This is a genomic window from Mucilaginibacter sp. (assembly GCF_041663085.1).
Classification (GTDB): domain Bacteria; phylum Bacteroidota; class Bacteroidia; order Sphingobacteriales; family Sphingobacteriaceae; genus Mucilaginibacter.
Genome location: NZ_JBAZRC010000088.1, coordinates 1 through 19,683 on the forward strand (window position 1 = coordinate 1; position 19,683 = coordinate 19,683).

General features: G+C 43.1%; 21 protein-coding genes and 1 pseudogene. 17 read left to right on the plus strand and 5 right to left on the minus strand.

The window, feature by feature from the left end; translation table 11 throughout:
• Positions 1–174: 174 nt before the first annotated feature.
• The 8 genes from hisC (at position 175) to WC615_RS15425 (ending at position 6,644) form a co-directional block, all read left to right on the plus strand.
• A complete protein-coding gene (hisC, locus tag WC615_RS15390; RefSeq protein WP_372978969.1) occupies positions 175–1,221 on the plus strand; it encodes a histidinol-phosphate transaminase in 1,047 nt (348 codons plus the stop codon).
• 2 nt (positions 1,222–1,223) lie between these two features.
• The gene (hisB, locus tag WC615_RS15395) at positions 1,224–2,366 is read left to right on the plus strand and encodes a bifunctional histidinol-phosphatase/imidazoleglycerol-phosphate dehydratase HisB (protein ID WP_372978970.1); all 1,143 of its coding nucleotides are present in this window, start codon (positions 1,224–1,226) and stop codon (positions 2,364–2,366) included.
• Between the two features lie 84 nt (positions 2,367–2,450).
• Positions 2,451–3,041 (plus strand): imidazole glycerol phosphate synthase subunit HisH, encoded by a 591-nt coding sequence (gene hisH, locus WC615_RS15400; RefSeq protein ID WP_372978971.1) that lies wholly within the window; start codon positions 2,451–2,453, stop codon positions 3,039–3,041.
• A gap of 3 nt (positions 3,042–3,044) precedes the next feature.
• Positions 3,045–3,794: a HisA/HisF-related TIM barrel protein gene (locus WC615_RS15405; protein ID WP_372978972.1), complete on the plus strand. Its 750-nt coding sequence runs from the start codon at positions 3,045–3,047 to the stop codon at positions 3,792–3,794.
• Positions 3,795–3,913: 119 nt separating this feature from the next.
• Positions 3,914–4,669, plus strand: a complete 756-nt coding sequence (gene hisF, locus WC615_RS15410) for an imidazole glycerol phosphate synthase subunit HisF (RefSeq protein WP_372978973.1) — start codon at positions 3,914–3,916, stop codon at positions 4,667–4,669.
• A 1-nt stretch (position 4,670) separates the two neighbouring features.
• Positions 4,671–5,081, plus strand: a complete 411-nt coding sequence (locus WC615_RS15415) for a hypothetical protein (protein ID WP_372978974.1) — start codon at positions 4,671–4,673, stop codon at positions 5,079–5,081.
• Positions 5,071–5,664: a bifunctional phosphoribosyl-AMP cyclohydrolase/phosphoribosyl-ATP diphosphatase HisIE gene (gene hisIE / locus WC615_RS15420; protein ID WP_372978975.1), complete on the plus strand. Its 594-nt coding sequence runs from the start codon at positions 5,071–5,073 to the stop codon at positions 5,662–5,664. The genes WC615_RS15415 and hisIE overlap by 11 nt, the downstream gene beginning before the upstream one ends.
• A 77-nt stretch (positions 5,665–5,741) precedes the next feature.
• Positions 5,742–6,644: a WD40 repeat domain-containing protein gene (locus WC615_RS15425; protein ID WP_372978976.1), complete on the plus strand. Its 903-nt coding sequence runs from the start codon at positions 5,742–5,744 to the stop codon at positions 6,642–6,644.
• On the opposite strand, the gene WC615_RS15430 is transcribed toward WC615_RS15425, so the two are convergent.
• Positions 6,641–7,402 carry a C40 family peptidase gene (locus tag WC615_RS15430; RefSeq protein ID WP_372978977.1) on the minus strand — a complete coding sequence of 254 codons (762 nt, stop codon included), beginning with the start codon at positions 7,400–7,402 and terminating at the stop codon, positions 6,641–6,643. The two genes, WC615_RS15425 and WC615_RS15430, sit on opposite strands and share 4 nt — an antisense overlap.
• A gap of 107 nt (positions 7,403–7,509) precedes the next feature.
• Complete coding sequence (locus tag WC615_RS15435; protein ID WP_372978978.1) at positions 7,510–7,863, minus strand: 4Fe-4S dicluster domain-containing protein; 354 nt, start codon at positions 7,861–7,863, stop codon at positions 7,510–7,512.
• A 104-nt stretch (positions 7,864–7,967) separates the two neighbouring features.
• On the opposite strand from WC615_RS15435, the gene WC615_RS15440 reads away from it, so the two are divergent.
• The 5 genes from WC615_RS15440 to dnaJ all read left to right on the plus strand — a co-directional run bounded on the left by WC615_RS15440 (position 7,968) and on the right by dnaJ (position 12,056).
• Positions 7,968–8,993, plus strand: a complete 1,026-nt coding sequence (locus WC615_RS15440; RefSeq protein ID WP_372978979.1) for an acyl-CoA reductase — start codon at positions 7,968–7,970, stop codon at positions 8,991–8,993.
• A 118-nt stretch (positions 8,994–9,111) separates the two neighbouring features.
• Positions 9,112–9,315 carry a fructose-6-phosphate aldolase gene (locus WC615_RS15445; RefSeq protein ID WP_191176267.1) on the plus strand — a complete coding sequence of 68 codons (204 nt, stop codon included), beginning with the start codon at positions 9,112–9,114 and terminating at the stop codon, positions 9,313–9,315.
• 5 nt (positions 9,316–9,320) lie between these two features.
• Positions 9,321–10,004 carry a cell division ATP-binding protein FtsE gene (locus tag WC615_RS15450; protein ID WP_191176266.1) on the plus strand — a complete coding sequence of 228 codons (684 nt, stop codon included), beginning with the start codon at positions 9,321–9,323 and terminating at the stop codon, positions 10,002–10,004.
• 184 nt (positions 10,005–10,188) lie between these two features.
• Positions 10,189–10,755, plus strand: a complete 567-nt coding sequence (locus WC615_RS15455; RefSeq protein WP_372978980.1) for a nucleotide exchange factor GrpE — start codon at positions 10,189–10,191, stop codon at positions 10,753–10,755.
• Between the two features lie 137 nt (positions 10,756–10,892).
• The gene (gene dnaJ / locus WC615_RS15460) at positions 10,893–12,056 is read left to right on the plus strand and encodes a molecular chaperone DnaJ (RefSeq protein ID WP_067061856.1); all 1,164 of its coding nucleotides are present in this window, start codon (positions 10,893–10,895) and stop codon (positions 12,054–12,056) included.
• A gap of 29 nt (positions 12,057–12,085) precedes the next feature.
• Here dnaJ and WC615_RS15465 read toward each other — a convergent pair whose 3' ends face one another.
• Positions 12,086–13,471 carry a Fic family protein gene (locus WC615_RS15465; RefSeq protein ID WP_372978981.1) on the minus strand — a complete coding sequence of 462 codons (1,386 nt, stop codon included), beginning with the start codon at positions 13,469–13,471 and terminating at the stop codon, positions 12,086–12,088.
• Between the two features lie 96 nt (positions 13,472–13,567).
• The gene (locus tag WC615_RS15470; RefSeq protein ID WP_372978982.1) at positions 13,568–14,023 is read right to left on the minus strand and encodes a hypothetical protein; all 456 of its coding nucleotides are present in this window, start codon (positions 14,021–14,023) and stop codon (positions 13,568–13,570) included.
• 320 nt (positions 14,024–14,343) lie between these two features.
• Here WC615_RS15470 and WC615_RS15475 point away from each other — a divergent pair, with 320 nt between their 5' ends.
• The 3 genes from WC615_RS15475 to WC615_RS15485 all read left to right on the plus strand — a co-directional run bounded on the left by WC615_RS15475 (position 14,344) and on the right by WC615_RS15485 (position 17,578).
• Positions 14,344–15,249 carry an ABC transporter ATP-binding protein gene (locus tag WC615_RS15475; RefSeq protein WP_372978983.1) on the plus strand — a complete coding sequence of 302 codons (906 nt, stop codon included), beginning with the start codon at positions 14,344–14,346 and terminating at the stop codon, positions 15,247–15,249.
• Between the two features lie 3 nt (positions 15,250–15,252).
• Positions 15,253–16,503, plus strand: coding sequence for an ABC transporter permease (locus tag WC615_RS15480; RefSeq protein WP_372978984.1), 1,251 nt, complete (start codon positions 15,253–15,255; stop codon positions 16,501–16,503).
• Positions 16,504–16,648: 145 nt separating this feature from the next.
• The gene (locus WC615_RS15485) at positions 16,649–17,578 is read left to right on the plus strand and encodes an exopolyphosphatase (RefSeq protein WP_372978985.1); all 930 of its coding nucleotides are present in this window, start codon (positions 16,649–16,651) and stop codon (positions 17,576–17,578) included.
• Here the strand turns inward: WC615_RS15485 and WC615_RS15490 are convergent.
• Complete coding sequence (locus WC615_RS15490; protein WP_372978986.1) at positions 17,575–18,333, minus strand: carboxypeptidase-like regulatory domain-containing protein; 759 nt, start codon at positions 18,331–18,333, stop codon at positions 17,575–17,577. The genes WC615_RS15485 and WC615_RS15490 overlap by 4 nt on opposite strands.
• A 214-nt stretch (positions 18,334–18,547) precedes the next feature.
• Here WC615_RS15490 and WC615_RS15495 point away from each other — a divergent pair.
• Positions 18,548–19,683 (plus strand): annotated as a pseudogene (locus WC615_RS15495) (M1 family peptidase); the annotation flags it as partial.

The following is a 19,683-nucleotide window of genomic DNA, read 5'->3' on the forward strand; positions in this document are numbered from 1 at the left end:
GGCCGAAATGGAAGGCCTGCACGCGCACCGGAATGCAGTGAGTGTGAGGATGAATAATAACTAAGACCCACGCGTCATTGCGAGGTACGAAGCAATCTCCCGATAGGCATATTGGCTATGAATAGTCTGAGATTGCTTCGTACCTCGCAATGACGGACGGAAATAAAGAATACAATGTTCGATTTAAACAACATACTACGCGAAAACATCAAAAACCTAACCCCCTACTCTTCTGCGCGGGATGAGTACACGGGCGAGGCCAGTGTGTTTTTGGATGCCAATGAAAATGCCTACGGTTCGCCGCTGGAAACTGCCTATAACCGCTACCCCGACCCTTTGCAATACCAGGTTAAGCTAAAGCTGAGCCAGATAAAAGGCGTGCCACCGCGAAATATATTTTTAGGTAATGGCAGCGACGAGGCTATTGACATCCTGTTCCGTAGCTTTTGTAACCCGGGGGTAGATAACGTGATCATTGTACCGCCAACCTACGGCATGTACCAGGTATCGGCCAACATTAATGATGTAGAGGCACGTAAGGTTTTGCTAACCGAAGAATACCAGCTCGACCTGGAAGGCATTGCAGAGGCTATTGATAAAAATACCAAATTGATCTTCATCTGCTCGCCAAATAACCCAACGGGCAACTCCATCAACCGCGATGATATTGAAACCCTGCTGGCCAACTTTAACGGCATTGTGGTGATAGATGAAGCATACATCAACTTTAGCAGGCAAAAAACATTTATACAGGAACTGACTGAGTACGCCAACCTTGTGGTGTTGCAAACCCTATCAAAAGCATGGGGGTTGGCCGGCCTGCGTGTAGGCATGGCCTTCGCCAGCGAAGAGATCATAGAGGTGATGAACAAGGTAAAACCGCCGTATAATGTGAACGAGGCATCACAACAACTGGCTTTACAGGCGCTAAACAATGTATCGCTGGTAAACCTATGGATAAAAGAAACGCTTGAGCAGCGCGACAGCTTGGTACTGGCCTTAAAGGAGTTTGATTTTGTGCTTGACATTTACCCTTCTGATGCCAACTTCATCCTCGTAAAAACCACTGATGCCAAGGCTATTTATGACTTTTTAGTTCAGCATGGTATCATCATCCGCGATCGCTCGAAAGTAGAGCTTTGCGAGGGCTGCCTGCGCATCACCATTGGCACGCCCGATGAAAATAAAACACTGCTATCAACCTTACAGCAATACAAATAATAATGAGCAAGCTGCAAAAAATACTTTTTATTGACCGCGATGGAACCCTGATCAACGAAACACCTGATGAGCAGATAGATTCGTTCGCGAAGCTTACGTTTTACCCCGGCGCTTTGCAATACCTGCCAAAAATTGCCGCCGAACTTGATTATGAGCTGGTAATGGTTACCAATCAGGATGGTTTGGGCACGGCATCATATCCCGAGGATACCTTTTACCCGGTGCATAATTTCATCCTTAAAACGTTTGCGAACGAGGGTGTAAATTTTAGCTACGAAGCTATTGACCGCACATGGCCTACAGATAATGCCCCTACCCGCAAACCGGCAACAGGTTTATTAACCCAATACCTGGATGCGACAAAGTACGACCTGATAAATTCCTTTACCATTGGCGATCGTAAAAACGATGTACTGCTGGCCAAAAACCTCGGCGCAAAAGCTATCTGGTTAAATAATAAATCGGGACTGGGTGACGGTGAGTTTAAAACGGATGATGACATTACCAACGTGGTAGCCCTGCAAACTATCGACTGGAAAGAAATTTACGAATTTTTAAAACTTGGCGAGCGTGTTGTAGAGCACAGTCGTGTTACTAAGGAGACCGATATTCGCATCAAGTTAAACTTGGATGGTACAGGAGAAGCCAGGATCTCGACCGGCCTCCACTTTTTCGATCACATGCTTGATCAAATAGCCCGCCATGGCGGCATCGACCTGGAAATAACTGCCAAAGGCGATCTGCATATCGACGAGCATCACACAATTGAAGATACCGGCATTGCCTTAGGCGAAGTTTTTGCTACCGCTTTGGGCAATAAAATGGGGATTGAGCGTTATGGTTTTTGCCTCCCGATGGATGATTGCCTGGCACAGGCGGCAATTGACTTTGGCGGCCGCAACTGGATTGTTTGGGATGCTGATTTTAAACGCGAAAAAGTGGGCGATGTACCAACAGAAATGTTCTATCACTTTTTCAAATCATTCAGCGATGCATCAAAATGCAACCTGAATATAAAAGCAGAGGGGCAAAACGAACATCACAAAATAGAAGCTATATTTAAAGCCTTTGCCAAAGCCATAAAAATGGCCGTAAAGCGCGATGTTAATAAAATGGTTTTACCAAGTACTAAAGGACTTTTGTAGAATAGAAACAAGAGTTAAGAATCAAGAGACAAGACATCCGTTCTTTTCTTGATTCTTGACTCTACTATCTTGACTCTAACAAATATGATAGGCATTATCAGATACGGCGCCGGGAACATCTTCTCGCTTACTGCAGCTTTAGACAGGCTGGGCATTGCCTATGGTATGGTGAATACCAAGGCCGACCTGGAGCAGTACGATCGTTATATCATCCCGGGAGTAGGACATGCCGGTGCTGCTATGCATAAACTGGAACAAACAGGGCTGGTACCTGCCATAAAGGCGCTTAAAAAACCTACATTGGGTATTTGCGTGGGCATGCAATTGCTTACAGCATATAGCGAAGAAGGGAATGCACAATTATTGAACCTGTTCCCCATCAAAACATTGAAATTTCCACATGAGGGTGGTTTTAAGGTGCCGCACACCGGCTGGAACCAGGTTTATCCCGAAAAAGAAAATCCTTTATTTGAAAATATACCCACGGGGTCACACTTTTACTTCGTACATTCATACTTTATTGAGTATGACCAATCATTCACTTTGTCTTCAACCAGTTACATAAATAAATTTTCGGCATCAATTTGGCATAGTAACTTTTACGGTGTGCAGTTTCACCCCGAAAAGTCGGGCACTTATGGCGAAACATTATTAAAAAACTTCTCAAAAATTTAAATCATGTATATTATTCCTGCTATTGATATTCTTAACAAAAAGGTTGTGCGTCTGCGCGAAGGCGACTACTCGCAGGTAACAGAGTACGACGTTACACTTGAGGAAATGATTGAAAAGTACCAGAGCAATGGTACAAATTTCATCCATATAATTGACCTGAACGGCGCTAAAGGCGATTTTAGCAACCAGCAATACCTGTTTGATGTGATCCGTAAAACGGATATGCAGGTGCAGTATGGCGGCGGTATCCGCAGTATTGACCAGGTAAAACAACTGATAGACTCGGGCGTGCACCGCGTTATTGTGGGCACACAAGCTATTACCAACCCATCGTTTTTAGACGATTTAAGTAAAGAGGTATGCGGCCGCGACAAATGCAGCGACCAAGTGGTTATTGCCATTGATGTGCTGGACGAGGTGATCAAATACTCCGGCTGGATGGAAAGCTCGCCCATCAAACTGATGGATTATGTGGACAAGTGTCTGCAATTGGGTTTCTTCCGTTTTTTATGTACCGATATTAATAAAGACGGTAAACTGGGCGGTGCCGGTGTTGAATTGTACAGCAAACTGCTTGACCATTCGCCGTTCATCAAACTGATCGCATCGGGCGGTGTAAGCTCTATGAAAGATATTGAAGAACTAAGTAAAATTAAAGTTGAAGCCTGCGTAGTAGGCAAAGCCATTTACGAAGACCATATCAGCATCGAAGAGATCAAAAACTGGAATTTGGAATCCCTTATGTCCATATAACTATATGTCATTGCGAGGAGCGTAGCGACGCGGCAATCTCGTAGCTATTGCATAACGCTATGCATCCTACGAGATTGCCGCGCTATCGCTCGCAATGACATAGTCCTCTACTAAAACCCATGCTCGCAAAAAGAATCATCCCCTGCCTTGACGTTAAAGACGGCCGCACTGTAAAAGGTGTGAACTTTGTTGACCTGCGCGACGCCGGCGACCCGGTAGAACTGGCCTGGAACTACTCACAGCAAGGTGCTGATGAACTGGTTTTTTTGGATATTACCGCTACTGTTGAGCGCCGTAAAACTATGGTAGAGCTGGTTAAGTCAGTTGCCAGGCAAATCAATATTCCATTCACCATAGGTGGTGGCATTAATGAAATTGCCGATGCTGATGCGCTGCTAAACGCCGGGGCAGATAAGATCTCCATTAATTCGGCAGCGGTACGTAACCCGGCTTTGATAGATGAACTGGCCAAAGCATTCGGGGTGCAGTTTGTGGTAATAGCGGTTGATACCCGGGTGATGGGCGATAAAAACATCGTTCACCTGAATGGGGGGCGGCTACCAACAGAAAAACAAACATTAGACTGGATCGTAGAGGCCGAAAGCCGTGGCGCAGGCGAAATACTGCTTACCTCCATGGACCATGATGGTACAAAGGCCGGCTTTGATAACGGTTTACTTACCTTAGTAAACAATACGGTAAATATTCCGGTGATCGCATCGGGTGGTGCGGGTTCGGTTCAGCACTTTGTTGATGTTTTTCAGCAAAGTAATGTAGATGCCGCGCTGGCAGCTTCAGTGTTCCATTATGGTGAGATACTGATACCCGATTTGAAATCAGTTTTAAGAGAGAATCATATTGAGGTGAGGGTTTAATATGAATATTGAAAAATCATATCAACTTTATCAACGACGCCCAGTCTGGATTGCGTTATCTCAATTCTATTTAGATACCGAATTAGATGATCTTCAACTGCTGGATATACTTAAAGTTATTTATGAGAGTCCATATTCTATTGATGAAGTGAAAAAAATCGACTTCTTTGAGGTTTATCCGGTTTTAAAATTCAACACTTATGATCCAGCTGGTGAATGGGAAGGGTTTGATGAAGATTGGCTTATAGATAAAATTGAAAAAAAAATCATAGGCGATAAAATCTTTAGTAGGAAATTATCCGGTTTAAGATATTGGTGGGCGAAAAAATTCACAAAAGACTACTGGCAAAAATTAGATAGATATTGGAACAAGTTAGATCAGTTCCGCAATAAAATTGATAATGACATTTAACATCGACTTTAACAAAACAGACGGTTTAGTACCGGTAGTTATACAGGACGAGCAAACGCTTGAGGTGCTGATGCTGGGTTACATGAACCAGGAAGCATACGACAAAACCGTTCAGGAAAACATCGTTACCTTCTTCTCGCGCTCAAAAAACCGCTTGTGGACAAAGGGCGAAACCAGTCAAAATTATCTGCACGTAAAAAGCATGCATATCGACTGTGACAATGATACCCTGCTGATAAAAGTTAAAGCCGATGGCCCAACCTGCCATACCGGTTCGCGCAGCTGTTTTAAAACAGAGTACAATCAAAACTTTTTGATGCAGTTGGAGAATATCATCACCGACAGGTACGAGAACCCAACAGAAGAATCGTACATCAACAAACTGCGTAAAAAAGGCCTTAAAAAAATCACCCAAAAAGTGGGTGAAGAAGGTGTTGAAGTGGTAATAGCCGCACTGTATGAAACCGAAACCGAATTGGTTGATGAGGCATCAGACCTGATGTTTCACCTGCTGGTACTGCTAAAAGAAAAAGGCTTAAATTTGGAGCGCATAGCAAAGAATTTAGAAGGAAGACATCAATAGGTTCATTTGCGAATAGTTCATGGTTCATAGCAGCTCAAATACCATGAACTATGATATATGAACTATGAACCCATAAAATGGAAGTACAAAAATCAGCAGAACTAACCGGCCATAGCAACCCCATATTTAGCCTCGAGCTTTCACAAAAGCCAGGGGTTTTGTTTACAGGCGGTAATGATAAAGGCTTGGTAGAATGGAGCCTGGAGAGCAATTCGTTCATCAAAGTGATGTTCCCGGTAATGGCTTCTATTTACGCCATCCACTGCCCCGTGGGTTACCCGCTGATGTTTGCAGGCCTGCGTAGTGGCGAAGTGCTTGTATTTAACTTTATTGAGCAGAAGATAACCCATCGTTTAAGGCACCATGTAAAACCTGTTTTTGATATCAAATCGTCTGCTAAAAAGAACGAGTTACTAATCGCCTCAGAAGATGGTACCGTATCTGTATGGAGTTTAGAAACTTTGGCGTTATTGCATAGTATACCGGTATCAAACGATACCATCCGCTGTATTACCATAAACCCAGCCGAAGACCGGGTAGCTTTTGGCTGCCGCGATAACCGCGTGGTAGTTTACGATCTGGAAGATTACAGCCCCATAAAAGCATTGATAGGCCATACCATGGCCGTTTTCTCGCTGCAATATTCGCCAGTTGGCGATTACCTTGTATCTGGCGCCCGCGATGCGCAGGTAAAGATCTGGGACAATAAAACGTACACGCTTATCCAAAATATCCCGGCGCATTTGTTTGCCGTTAACCACATCGCTTTTCACCCTACCCGGCCCTATTTTGCAACGGCCAGCATGGATAAAAGCATTAAGATTTGGGATGCTGCTGATTTTAAACTGCGCAAGATCATTAGCCGGGAGAAGGGGTATGCAAGCCATGCCCTATCCATCAATAAACTTGCCTGGAACGGCGATCAGTTATTATCTGCAAGCGATGACAAGAAGGTAATTACCTGGGACGTATCGTTTTAAAAATACCGCCTTATAATTTTCAACCTGTGCGTATAGCGTTTTAACTCGTCCGAGTAAATGCCCTGGGTATCTATCGAATCTATTTTGACCTTACCCGATGCATGGATAATCTTGCCTGCGCCTAAAATAATGCCCACGTGGGTAATGCGCCCTTCGTCGTTATTAAAAAAGGCAAGGTCGCCCAATTTTGCGGTAAGTACCGAATCTACAGCCGTCCCCTCCTGCGCCTGCATTGAGGCATCGCGTTTAAGGCTAATGCCTTGCAGTTTGTAAACTATCTGCGTAAAACCTGAGCAATCTATCCCAAAATGGGTACGGCCGCCCCATAGGTACGGCGAGTTTAAAAAAGACCGGGCTATGTTAGCTATACTATCTGTTTCTCCTATTTCGCCTATGATGTCGTATCGCTGGTCGCCTATATAGCTGGTTGTGCCTTCTAAAAAAGCAAGCGAACTACCGGCAGGCAGATATATTACGGTATTATCAATTATTTTCCAGGCCTGGGTAATGGCACGGTACGTTACCGGCGCCGGCGTTTGCAGCAATCGTTTATACGCCAGGTGGCCCAGCATAACAACTTGCAGGCGGTCTATCCAACCGGTATAGTTATCTAAAGCGGTTGTAACTTGCACCCACTTGTCCTTCCACTCCAAAATTTCAAAAGCTTCACCAAATAAAACCTGCGATACCATTTCACTCCGATCGCTTGGTTCAGCGCGTAGGGGCACCACCGCCAGGTTACAAATTCCGTATTCCATTTTTTATAATCACAGGATTAATACGTTAAGATAGCAATAAAATTTTGTTAAATAAAAAAGGGGAAAGCATTATCTGCGTCCCCCCCTTTTTATAAATATTTTAGGTATTAACCATTTGCGTGCAACCAATCTTTTTTGGCATGCAGCTCTTCTTCCGTTTCGCGAACATCTTCATCATCCACACAACAGTCTACAGGGCAAACGGCAGCACATTGCGGCTCGTCATGAAAACCAACGCACTCGGTGCATTTATCAGGCACGATGTAATAAATATCGTCAGACAGGGCAGCTTGCGCTTCTTCTGCGTTTAAGGTATTACCGTCACCAAAATCAATTATTCCTTTTAAATCTGTACCATCGCTAAAACGCCATGAAGCACCTGCATCATAAATAGCATTATTAGGGCACTCTGGTTCGCAGGCCCCACAGTTTATGCATTCATCGGTGATTATAATCGCCATATTATTTAAATATTCTTGTAGTATTCTATTTACCTTTGCCCCATAATCGGGCACTGCAAATATAACAAAAAAAGGCTTTAAGGGTTTACCCTCTTTACATATATATGTCAAAATTTAATATTACAGATACAGTAAATACATTTTCGGAATTAGGCAAACACCTTGCCGCGCCCAATGCGCAGTTGATGGACATCATCGAAACCGAGCGTCAGTACAACGCCTGGTTCACACCTGAAAGTGTATTGAACGCTGTAAAAGCAACCGGCGAAATGCTGAACAAAGCCGATCTGGAAGAATGGCTGAATAAATACAATTTAACCCACGGGGACAATAAAAAAGTGGGGTTGGTACTTGCCGGCAACATTCCGCTGGTTGGTTTTCACGATGTGCTTTGCGTATTAGTAACCGGCAAACACGCGCTTATAAAGGCATCCTCTCAGGATTCGCGCCTGATCAAGTATGTACTGAATAAGCTGATTGAAATTGATAATTCATACGCCGATAGCTTCAGTTTTGTAGAAAGGCTGGAAAATTTTGATGCCATCATCGCCACCGGCAGCAACAATACTTCGCGCTATTTTGAGTACTATTTTGGCAAAGTGCCCAACATTATCCGCAAAAACCGTAACAGTATAGCCTTACTTACCGGTAATGAAACCGCAGAAGAACTGGCAGCACTTGGCCACGATATTTTTGATTATTACGGCCTGGGTTGCCGCAATGTATCTAAACTGCTGGTACCTGAGGGATACGTGTTCAATTTCTTTTTTGAATCGATAGAGCACTTTGCCCCTATCATCCATCACCACAAATACAACAACAATTACGATTATAACAAATCTATTTACCTGGTAAACCGCGATGCACATCTGGATAATGGTTTCTTACTGCTAAAGCAGGATGAGCGCTTAACCTCGCCCCTGTCATGCCTGCATTACGAAACGTATACCAACCTGCAATCGGCACAAAAACAATTGCAGGAACAAACCGACAACCTGCAATGTATAGTAACTACAGTACCGCTACAAACCCAAAATCAGATAGTTACTTTTGGCAAAAGCCAGCACCCGCAGTTATGGGATTATGCCGATGGTATTGATACGATGGAGTTCTTGTCGCAATTGAGCTGAAAGCGAAAAGGTTAAAGCCAAAAGCTTATTTCGGAATAACGATACTCCTTTCAGCTAAAAAAAGTAAATTTGAAACCTAAAGCTTTAAGCTTTGTGCTTTCGGCTTCAAGCTAAAAAAATGTACATTATAAAAGTAAAAGGCGTTGCCAAAATACCCGATTACGTGCAGCTAAGGGATGATAAATTCACCTTACTGGCTTACTTCAGGGTAGACAGGCCCGAAAAATCTTTAGATAAAATTGGCCTTACTGATAAGTACGACTATATAATGGGCGTTGTTAAAGACCTGCCCTTTGGTAAAATATTAAAATTAGAGCTGTAAATAAGATGATTGGAAACTCTATTATAAAACTAAATAACGTTGATATTTTTCAGCAAAAACACCTGGTTTTATCAAACGTAAACCTGCATATTGATAAAGGCGACTTTGTATGGCTTATTGGCCAAACAGGCTCGGGTAAAAGCAGTTTACTGAAAGTTATTTACGGCGATCTGAGTATTGCCAGCGGTACCGGCCACGCCTGCGGTTACGAGTTAAGCAAACTGGCCACCAAAGATGTACCTTACCTGCGCCGTAAGCTGGGTATAGTTTTCCAGGATTTTCAATTACTGACTGACAGGTCTGTTGAACAAAACCTGCAATTTGTAATGCGTGCCACCGGGTGGGACGATAAAAAACAAATTGCCGACCGTATTTTAGATGTTTTGGAGAAAGTTGGCCTGCGCTCTAAACTAAAAAAGATGCCGCATGAGCTATCAGGCGGTGAGCAGCAACGCGTAGTTATTGCCCGTGCATTGCTTAACAACCCCGAAATTATACTGGCCGATGAGCCTACCGGTAACCTCGACCCTGATACATCTGAAGAAATAGTATTGCTATTGAAACAAATTAGCCAGAGTGGTACAGCCGTAGTTGTTGCCACACATGATTATCATATCATCCGCACCTTCCCGTCGCGTATTATTAAATGCGAAACAGGCAAGGTATTAGAAGATGTAAAGATGGCATAATCTGTTTACAGTAGGCGGTTAGCAGTTTGCAATTAAAATGACGTGCAAACTGCCAACTAAAAACTGCCAACTATCCCTGCATCTGCAAACTTTTCACACAAATTTAATTATTACTGACACGTTGTCGGGTTTAACCCGATGGCAGGATACTTGATTAGCACTATTTGCTATGAATTTTAATGACATGCTAAAGAAAAAAAATAAAGGAAATTCAGAAACTCCCGAAAACACTGCTGATTTGACAAGTGAGAACGGACAGGTTGACGGACAAGAGCAGGCTACCCAAACTGACGAAGCCCCTACCGCCGAAGAAAAGTTTAAGGAAGAGTTATCTCAGGCTAACGATAAATATTTAAGGCTTTATGCCGAGTTCGATAACTTCCGTCGCCGTACCATTAAAGAACGCGAGGATGCCCGCAAAACCGAGGGTAAGGATGTAATTGTTGCCTTGTTACCCGTACTTGATGATTTTGAACGCGCATTACGCTCAATGGATACCGTTACCGATGTAATACCGGTTAAAGAAGGCGTTGCCCTGATACAGCATAAGCTGAAAGGTATATTGGCCCAAAAAGGTTTAAAAGAAATGCAATCAATAGGTACCACTTTTGATCCTGATTTGCACGAGGCTATAACCAGCATACCTGCCCCAACAGATGATATGAAAGGCAAAGTGGTTGATGAGATGGAAAAAGGTTACGAGCTTAACGAGAAAGTAGTGCGCTTTGCTAAGGTAATTGTTGGCGCATAAGGGAAATTAGTGAATTAATGAGTTAGTGAATTAGCGATTAAGCTTCTGCACAACTTACAATTCATTAGATAAGATTGATTTAGCTGATTTTAATTCACTAAATCACTAATTCAATAAATCAATAATTAATTTAAAAGATGGCTAAGAGAGATTATTACGATGTGCTGGGTGTTAGCAAAGGCGCTGATGCTGATGAGATAAAAAAAGCATATCGTAAAATGGCTATTAAGTTTCACCCCGATAAAAACGAGGGCGATAAAGAAGCTGAAGAGAAATTTAAGGAAGCTGCCGAGGCTTACGAGGTTTTAAGTAACCCCGAAAAACGCCAGCGCTACAACCAGTTTGGCCACGCGGCCAACGCTTCATCACCTAATGGTGGTGGTTATGGTGGCGGCAGCATGAATATGGACGACATATTTAGCCAGTTTGGTGATATATTCGGCGGCGGCAGTCCGTTCGAAGGTTTCTTTGGTGGTGGCGGTGGCCGCCAGGGTGGTGGCCGCAGGGTTGCCCGTGGCAGTAACCTGCGTATCAAAGTAAGGTTATCGCTTGAGGAAATTGCCAACGGCGCCGAAAAGAAGATAAAAGTAAACAAACAGATACTTTGTAAAACCTGCGATGGCACAGGCGCTAAAGATAAATCATCCTTCTCTACCTGTAAAACCTGCGGTGGCGCGGGTTCTGTACGCAGGGTAACTAATACCATATTGGGCCAGATGCAAACAACCAGCACCTGCCCTACCTGTAACGGCGAAGGATCTACCATTACCAGTAAATGTACTGTTTGCCACGGCGACGGTGTTGTACGCGGTGAAGAAACCATCACTATAAACGTACCTGCCGGCGTAAGCGAAGGTATGCAGTTAAGCATGAGCGGCAAAGGTAACGCTGCCCCACGCGGTGGTGTACCCGGCGACCTGATCATCCTGATTGAAGAAATTCCGCACGAAACTTTAAAACGCGACGGTAACAACGTGATATATGATCTGCATGTAAACTTTGTTGATGCAGCATTAGGTACCAGTATTGAAGTGCCAACTATTGATGGCAAGGCTAAAATTAAGCTGGAACCGGGCACACAAGGCGGTAAAATATTGCGTTTAAAAGGCAAAGGTGTACCGGAGGTAAATTCTTACCACCGCGGCGATCAACTGATTCACGTAAACATCTGGACACCAAAAGCCCTAAGCCGCGAAGAACGCGAAGCGTTAGAAAAACTGCAAGGCTCGCCAAACTTTAAACCCAACCCGGGCAAAAACGAAAAAAGCTTTTTTGAACGGATGAAGGAGTATTTTGAGTAAGGGGTCATAACAAAGAAAAGCTTGGATTTCTATTCCAAGCTTTTCTTTGTTATACTTCTATTTATTAAAATCTTTATATCATTAATAAAGGCTTTAACAATGTTATTCTCGTCTATTGATGTAAGTTTTTCGTGATATAGCTTATTTACAATTAGCTTATCATTAAAATCCGAGACTCTATAACTATACTCATCGAAATCTATTGTTATCCAAACAAGAATATCGAAATCATTTATATTATTTTTGAATTTATTAAAAGAAAAAACCACTCCAATACTATTTAGTATTTTTACCATTTGATCTCTTTTTGCGTTTGATGATAAATTCGTAAACTCTGATAATACTTCATAAGGGACAGTCTTTTCTGACCCTATAAAATAAAATCCAAGCCCGTGTGATTTTTCAAAAAACAAGTCTTCGAATTGCTTTGCTTTTAGTGTTAGCTTATTAATTAGAGGATCGATTTCATTGTTTAAAATATCGTTGATTAAGACTACAGAACGCTTTTCTTTTAAATTTGTATTACCCAATAATCCTAATTTAAATAACGCTATATCCTTGTCAATATCTTCGTCCTCATCTATATCGCCTCCATTAGCCGCTTTTAAATATAGCTGCAATGAATTTTGTAGCCGCTCTGCTATATATTCGACAAAAGGCCAATTGTCATTGTTATCAGCCCTGCTTAATAAAGAATAATAGTTAGTCCTATCATCCATCATTATTACAGCTGGTGGAAAGCCCTTTTGCATCAAAATCAAATTCATTAATATTCTCGATAAACGGCCATTACCATCATCAAACGGATGAATAGCTACAAACTTATGATGGAATAAAGCAGCAACCACAATGGGATGTATATTCTCATAACTGTTCGCCTCTTTATACCATTCAATTAGTTCCGGCATTTTCACCTTAACCTCATCTGGTGTAGCATAATAATGAGTTTCTCCCGTAGCTGTTTTCACATGGTTAGACATCTGCTTATATTCACCCAGCTTTATAGTTTTGGTAGTAGATTTACCATCTGCAGTTTGAGCATCAACTTTATAAGGCTCAACCAATATCATCTTATGCAACGCCCTGATATCGGCTTCTGATATCGGCCTTGAATCTTTAACTAAATCAAGCAAGAAGTTAATTGCCTCATTATGGCCGCGGATATCTAAATGGTCTTTTAAAGGCTTGCCTTTTGCGGTTATACCTTCCATTAAAAAAGCTACAGTTTCTCCGTAACTTAGTTTATTACCCTCGATAGCATTAGAATTATAGTTCCAGTCCAGGCGTAGCTTTTGCATTACACGGCCTTCTACATCAGCAGGCAATGGGCGCATATCATCTATCTGCTTTTTTAAGGCGTCAATTTCTTGCAGTATCGGTGCTTTGCTAAATTCTATTTCAAGATCGGGGTTCATGTTTTAAAGTTAATAATAAGTGCCAATAATCCATAAACAACAAAAAGCCGCTACAGATATCTGCAGCGGCTTTTTCTATTATGATCTTTTTGCTCCTTAGAATGCGAACCTGAAACCTAAGCCAAATCTTGCAGCGGTAAAGTTAGAGTTGTCACCAACGTAAAATGCCGGGCGCCAGTCAAAAGCAAGGTCTAAAGGTGTACCTGGGAGTTTATAATCTAAACCAACCATTGGCCTGATGTAAAAATCGGTACTACCGTTGCCAAAACCCAACTGCGGGCCCACACCTATATACCAGTCTAAACCATTGCCATTGCGTATTTTATCCTGATACTGATAGTAAGCCGATAAATAGGTACCGCCACCGCCAAACAATAATTCGGCCTGGCCTATGCCATTCTTTGTAAAATTATGCCTTACTGCAGGGCCAACCAAAGTCGCACCATCACCAAAATCAATTGTTAAACCAGCCGAAGTTGCGCCGGTTTGTGCTTTAGCGGTGTTACCAAAATACAGGAAGCCTGCAACTACTAATAATAATACTTTTTTCATAAATTTCTAATTAGATAAACAATATATAAATTCAACATACAGTGCATTTTACCTATACGTGAATGCACCTTTTATTTCACGTTATAACCAAAAAGTAATAAATATGTTTTCAAAAATTATTTTTTAGCAAAAAACATGGCAATAATTTCCAAAAAACACACATTTACAGGCACTTAAATGCAAGTTTCATAATTTTTAATAAAATAGCCTAATAATTAACTTAATCCGTCAAAAGGTTACACATCTATCATCCAAAGAATAAATAATGTAACAATAAATGGCTCATAACATCTAAATTAGCATATAAACCAAACCCTGATATGCTAAGCATTCGCAACATTGTTAAACAATACGCCGGTCACCGCGCATTAGACGATGTGAGCCTTGAAGTTGAAAGCGGTAAAATATTTGGCCTGCTTGGGCCAAATGGCGCCGGTAAAACCTCACTCATCCGTATTATCAACCAAATTACCGCTCCAGATTCGGGCGAAGTATACTTTAACGGCGAACGCCTGAACCAATCGCATATTGACAGGATTGGCTACCTGCCCGAAGAGCGCGGCCTCTACAAAAAAATGGAGATAGGCGAGCAGATGATCTACCTGGCACGCCTTAAAGGCCTAACCCGCGCAGAAGCCACCAAAAGGCTTAAGGTATGGTTTGAAAAGCTGGAGATGGAAACCTGGTGGAATAAAAAGATAGAGGAACTATCAAAAGGGATGCAGCAAAAAGCGCAATTTGTGGCTACGGTGCTTCACGAGCCCGATCTGATCATCCTGGATGAGCCATTCAGCGGTTTTGACCCTGTTAACGCCGAGGCCATTAAAGACGAGATACTGGAACTGAACCGTAAAGGCGCAACCATCCTATTCTCTACCCACCGTATGGAATCTGTTGAAGAACTTTGCGATTCTATCGCGCTGATCCATAAATCGCATAAGATACTGGACGGACGGGTTAAAACCATCCGTAATTCGTACAAGAACGATACTTACCTGGTTGAGTACACCGGCGAGCAACTTGTTTTTAATGGTGCACAACCTTTTGATATCATCAGCGAAGTTGCAGGCGAGGATAACAGCCACATTATTAAATTAAAGCTTAACAACAACTCGGCTAATGATGTACTGCAATACCTTATCCCTAAAACACGCATCAATATGCTGCAGGAGGTTATCCCAAGCGTGAACGAGATCTTCATCGAAAAAGTAAAACAAATATCTTAAATCATGAAAAAAGTATTATTGATCATACAGCGTGAGTATATTACCCGTGTACGCAAAAAATCTTTTATCGTGATGATATTTGTGGTACCACTGCTTATACTGGGCATGTCGGCACTAATTGGTTACGTAGCTAAAGACAGCCGTGAACTAAAAAGCACGCAGGTAGTAAAGGTTATAGATGAAAGCAGCATTTTCGCCGGGAAATTCCGTAACGAAAAAAACATCAAGTTTGAACCGGCTACGGGATCTGTAGAAACCGAAAAAGCCGGGTTGAAAAATAACGAAGACCTATCGGTGTTAATGATCCCGAAAGATTACAATAAAAAGCCCGTACAGATCTTTTCGAAAAAGAAACCATCGTTCACCCTTACCGGCGAAGTGGAGAATCAAATGAACGACATAGCATCAACCAACACCATGCTGGCTAACCATATTGATACCGCCCTGTTAAACGCCGCTAAAAAGAACAAAGTAACTATAAGCGCTATGGAGGTTACTGAAACAGGCACCAAAGATGCCAATGTGGGTACTTCTATGGGGGTTGGTATTGCCTGCGCCATATTTATATACATGGCGCTATTTATTTATGGCGCACAGGTTATGCGTGGTGTTATCGAAGAAAAAACCAGCCGCATCATAGAGGTGATCATCTCATCGGTTAAGCCATTCCAGTTAATGCTGGGTAAGATCATCGGCGTGGGCCTGGTGGGCTTAACACAATTTACGGCCTGGATAGCACTTTCTGTTATCGCCACCAAAATTGCAGGTCAAACATCCGGCCCGGGAGGGGGTATGGCAGGCATTTTAACAACGCTGGCCACCATACCTTTTGGCTATATCTTGGGTTGCTTCCTGTTTTATTTCCTTACGGGATATTTGCTGTACAGCGCGTTATTTGCCGCTGTAGGCTCGGCGGTTGATAGCGAGACCGAAACGCAACAGTTTATGTTCCCTATTACCCTGCCGCTATTATTTACCTATTTATTATCAGTAACAGTATTATTCCAGGCGCCTGATAGTCCACTGGCGGTATGGCTGTCTATTATTCCATTTACGGCCCCGGTAGCCATGATGGTACGCATACCATTTGGCGGTGTAGCGCCATGGCAACTGGCCCTATCTATGGGCTTAATGGTTGCCGGCTTTTTATTCACCACCTATGTGGCGGCCCGCATTTACAGGGTTGGCGTATTGATGTATGGCAAAAAAGCCAGTTATAAAGAACTGGTAAAATGGTTTTTTTATAAAGAGTGATTTTTAAGTCTGTAGTCGAAAGTCGGAGTCTGAAGTCCGTTAAATTTTCGACATAAGACTTTCGACTTTAAACTCAAGACTACGAACTTTAAAAAATCCCTGTATTAGCCAAAACTCTTGCAGGGATTTTTTAATTTAGCCGCCGATGGATAACAAGCGTATTGCCGTAATGGACCTCGGTACAAACACCTTTCACCTGCTGATAGCCGAAGGCCCTGCGGATAACTTCACCACCATATTTAAAACTACCGAAGCGGTAAAACTTGGCGAAGGCGGCATTAACAAAGGCACCATCCAGCCCGAAGCTTTTGCACGCGGCCTGGTTGCTATGCAGCGTTTCCAGGATTTGATATTGGAACACAAGGTAACTGCTGTTAAAGCCATCGCTACATCCGCTATCCGCAGTGCGGCTAACGGGCAGGATTTCATCAGCCAGGTAGAACAAAAAACAGGCATTCAGATAGAACTCATCAACGGCGAAGAGGAAGCCGGTTACATTTACAGAGGCATTGATGCCAGTGGTTGCCTAAGCGATAGTAACGCGCTCATTATGGATATTGGCGGCGGCAGTATAGAGTTTATTATTTGCAACGAGGATGAAGTATTGTGGAAGAAAAGCTTTGAAATAGGCGCTGCACGCCTAATGGATAAATTCCACCAAACCGACCCCATCCCCGTTGCCTCCATTAAAGAACTTACCCGTTTCCTGGATACTACTTTAATAGACCTTTTTGCAGCTGCTTTAAAATATAAGCCCAAAACGCTCATTGGCTCATCGGGTGCATTTGAAAGTTTCGCCGAGGTTATCGAACTAAAAAAAGGCAGGAAATTCAACCTTGAGCAAACCAAAGTGTATGAATTTGATACCGATGACCTGCTCGACGTGATAGAATTGCTCATCAAATCTACCCACGCCTTGCGCGCCAGTATTAAAGGTATTATTCCCGTGCGGGTTGATATGATCGTAGTAGCCAGTTTGCTTACCATTTATATGATGCAAAAGCTGGCTTTAACAGATGTTACCATGTCAACCTACTCGTTAAAAGAGGGTGTGCTGGCGCAGATGCTTGGTTAAAAGATCCGCTTTACCTTATTCAAACATCTTTTAATAAAATTAGGACGTTTCCTCATTACAATTGCAGGTTCACCTAACATCGTTGCACTCATTTTCAACGAAACACACTTGCGCTCGTTTGCAAAGTCACTGATTTGTGCTTCATAGTTTTGGAAACCTATAAATGATATGTGCAAACTTTCAGCTGTTGATGGCACCCGTAGTGTCAATTCACCACTCACGTTGGTTTGGGTACCAATGCCTGTTCCTTTTACCATTACACTTACACCGGGCAATGCGGTACTGTCGCTGCCGTCAACTATTTTTCCTTTTATTGTACTGTATGTAACACTGTCAATCCCGGGCGTATCCTTTATCTGATTAATCGACTGTGCAACCCTTACTTTCCCTAAGGTGCGTTGCGCATTTACATCTGCTGTGGCAAACAAACTTGTTACTGCCGCGGCAATTGCTACTTTCTTCCATGAGAAACGGGGCTTCTCTTCTACAGCAAGGTAATTATTCAAATCCGCCAGCTGGGTTTCGCCAAACCTGCCGCAAACATTGCCTTGCCTGACAAAGTAATTAATGATCTCGGAATTGGTCATGGAGGTAAAGTCGGTAACTGTTTTGCTGCATAGAGTGCAATGCCTGCCTTGCTCAACCGGGGTCATCTGGTTCCAGTTTTGGTGGCAGGGCTGCGGGATGCTGATACTTTTAATGGGCTGCATAATGTTGTGTTTTTCTACAAGATGCAACAGGGCTAACTTTTCCATAAAAGGGTTTAAACTTTTTTGATAAGAGGATCGTCATGCCGAATTTATTTCGGCATCTCTCAGGATATTCACGCTGGTTAGGTATGCACCTATCTGTTACAAACTATGCTGTGTCCATGAGCGTGTGGGATGCCGAAATAAATTCGGCATGACGTAGCCTTTTTTAAAGCGATTTCCCGCAAGCTTTGTATATTGCCCTGCATATCCTCATTACATGAAAAAATTTATCGGTGCTTCCCTGTTGTTGCTTTCGGCCACTTTTGCACAGGCTCAAAAAAACGCTAACGATACCATCACAACCAATTACCAGCCATCGGTGCTGTTCTCGCCCCTGCCTTATACCGAAAAGGGAAATGAGTTCCATTCTGCCAATGGCGAACCGGGGCCAAAGTACTGGCAAAACCGGGTTGATTACAGGTTAGCTGTAAAACTGGATACCGTTGCCAAAACAATAACCGGCACTGCCGATGTTACCTATACCAACAACAGCCCCGATGCCTTGCAATATCTCTGGTTTCAGCTGGACCAGAACACTTATAAAAAAGACGCCCGCTCAAACTTTGTTACCGGCGCGCAGGCCACACAGCATACTAGCGGCTACCAGATTGAGGCGGTAGATATTGTTACCGGCGATATCCACACTAAAGCTAAATTTGTTATTACCGATACCCGGATGCAGGTGCGCCTGGCAAAACCATTGGGCAAAGGCATTATTAAATTAAGCATCAGGTACCATTATACCATCCCCGGTAATTTTGGTGGCCGTACCGACTATTTGGATACCAAAAACGGCAAGATCTACGAGATAGCGCAGTTCTTCCCACGGGTATGTGTTTATGACGATAGCCGCGGCTGGGCAACAGCGCCATTTTTAGGCAGTGGCGAGTTTTACTGCGAATACGGCGATATCGACTATTCGGTAACCGTTCCATGGGATGTATTGGTTGCCGGCCCCGGCGACCTGCTAAACCCAAAAGAAGTACTCACTGCCAAACAAATCGCCAGATTAGAGGCGGCCCGCAATAGCGATAAAACCATTATGATCCGCACAGCGGCCGAAATAAATGATAAATCATCAAGGCCTGTAAACAAAGGCACACTTACCTGGCATTACAAAATGCTGAACACCCGCGATGTTGCATTTGGCGCCTCCAGAGCGTTTATCTGGGATGCCGCGAGGGTGAACCTGCCGGGCGGTAAAAAATCCATGAGCATGTCGGTTTACCCGGTAGAAAGCCAGGGCAAAGACGGCTGGGATCGCTCTACCGAATACCTGAAGGGAGCAATCGAGCATTTCTCAGAAAAATGGTATCCATACCCATACCCTACTGCTATAAACGAAGCCGGTAT

Excerpts from the sequence above, each read along its gene's own strand:
- hisC (WP_372978969.1), top strand. The coding sequence starts at position 175 with ATGTTCGATTTAAACAACATACTACGCGAAAACATCAAAAACCTAACC.
- hisB (WP_372978970.1), top strand. The coding sequence starts at position 1,224 with ATGAGCAAGCTGCAAAAAATACTTTTTATTGACCGCGATGGAACCCTG.
- hisH (WP_372978971.1), top strand. The coding sequence starts at position 2,451 with ATGATAGGCATTATCAGATACGGCGCCGGGAACATCTTCTCGCTTACT.
- WC615_RS15405 (WP_372978972.1), top strand. The coding sequence starts at position 3,045 with ATGTATATTATTCCTGCTATTGATATTCTTAACAAAAAGGTTGTGCGT.
- hisF (WP_372978973.1), top strand. The coding sequence starts at position 3,914 with ATGCTCGCAAAAAGAATCATCCCCTGCCTTGACGTTAAAGACGGCCGC.
- WC615_RS15415 (WP_372978974.1), top strand. The coding sequence starts at position 4,671 with ATGAATATTGAAAAATCATATCAACTTTATCAACGACGCCCAGTCTGG.
- hisIE (WP_372978975.1), top strand. The coding sequence starts at position 5,071 with ATGACATTTAACATCGACTTTAACAAAACAGACGGTTTAGTACCGGTA.
- WC615_RS15425 (WP_372978976.1), top strand. The coding sequence starts at position 5,742 with ATGGAAGTACAAAAATCAGCAGAACTAACCGGCCATAGCAACCCCATA.
- WC615_RS15430 (WP_372978977.1), bottom strand. The coding sequence starts at position 7,402 with ATGGAATACGGAATTTGTAACCTGGCGGTGGTGCCCCTACGCGCTGAA.
- WC615_RS15435 (WP_372978978.1), bottom strand. The coding sequence starts at position 7,863 with ATGGCGATTATAATCACCGATGAATGCATAAACTGTGGGGCCTGCGAA.
- WC615_RS15440 (WP_372978979.1), top strand. The coding sequence starts at position 7,968 with ATGTCAAAATTTAATATTACAGATACAGTAAATACATTTTCGGAATTA.
- WC615_RS15445 (WP_191176267.1), top strand. The coding sequence starts at position 9,112 with ATGTACATTATAAAAGTAAAAGGCGTTGCCAAAATACCCGATTACGTG.
- WC615_RS15450 (WP_191176266.1), top strand. The coding sequence starts at position 9,321 with ATGATTGGAAACTCTATTATAAAACTAAATAACGTTGATATTTTTCAG.
- WC615_RS15455 (WP_372978980.1), top strand. The coding sequence starts at position 10,189 with ATGCTAAAGAAAAAAAATAAAGGAAATTCAGAAACTCCCGAAAACACT.
- dnaJ (WP_067061856.1), top strand. The coding sequence starts at position 10,893 with ATGGCTAAGAGAGATTATTACGATGTGCTGGGTGTTAGCAAAGGCGCT.
- WC615_RS15465 (WP_372978981.1), bottom strand. The coding sequence starts at position 13,471 with ATGAACCCCGATCTTGAAATAGAATTTAGCAAAGCACCGATACTGCAA.
- WC615_RS15470 (WP_372978982.1), bottom strand. The coding sequence starts at position 14,023 with ATGAAAAAAGTATTATTATTAGTAGTTGCAGGCTTCCTGTATTTTGGT.
- WC615_RS15475 (WP_372978983.1), top strand. The coding sequence starts at position 14,344 with ATGCTAAGCATTCGCAACATTGTTAAACAATACGCCGGTCACCGCGCA.
- WC615_RS15480 (WP_372978984.1), top strand. The coding sequence starts at position 15,253 with ATGAAAAAAGTATTATTGATCATACAGCGTGAGTATATTACCCGTGTA.
- WC615_RS15485 (WP_372978985.1), top strand. The coding sequence starts at position 16,649 with ATGGATAACAAGCGTATTGCCGTAATGGACCTCGGTACAAACACCTTT.
- WC615_RS15490 (WP_372978986.1), bottom strand. The coding sequence starts at position 18,333 with ATGGAAAAGTTAGCCCTGTTGCATCTTGTAGAAAAACACAACATTATG.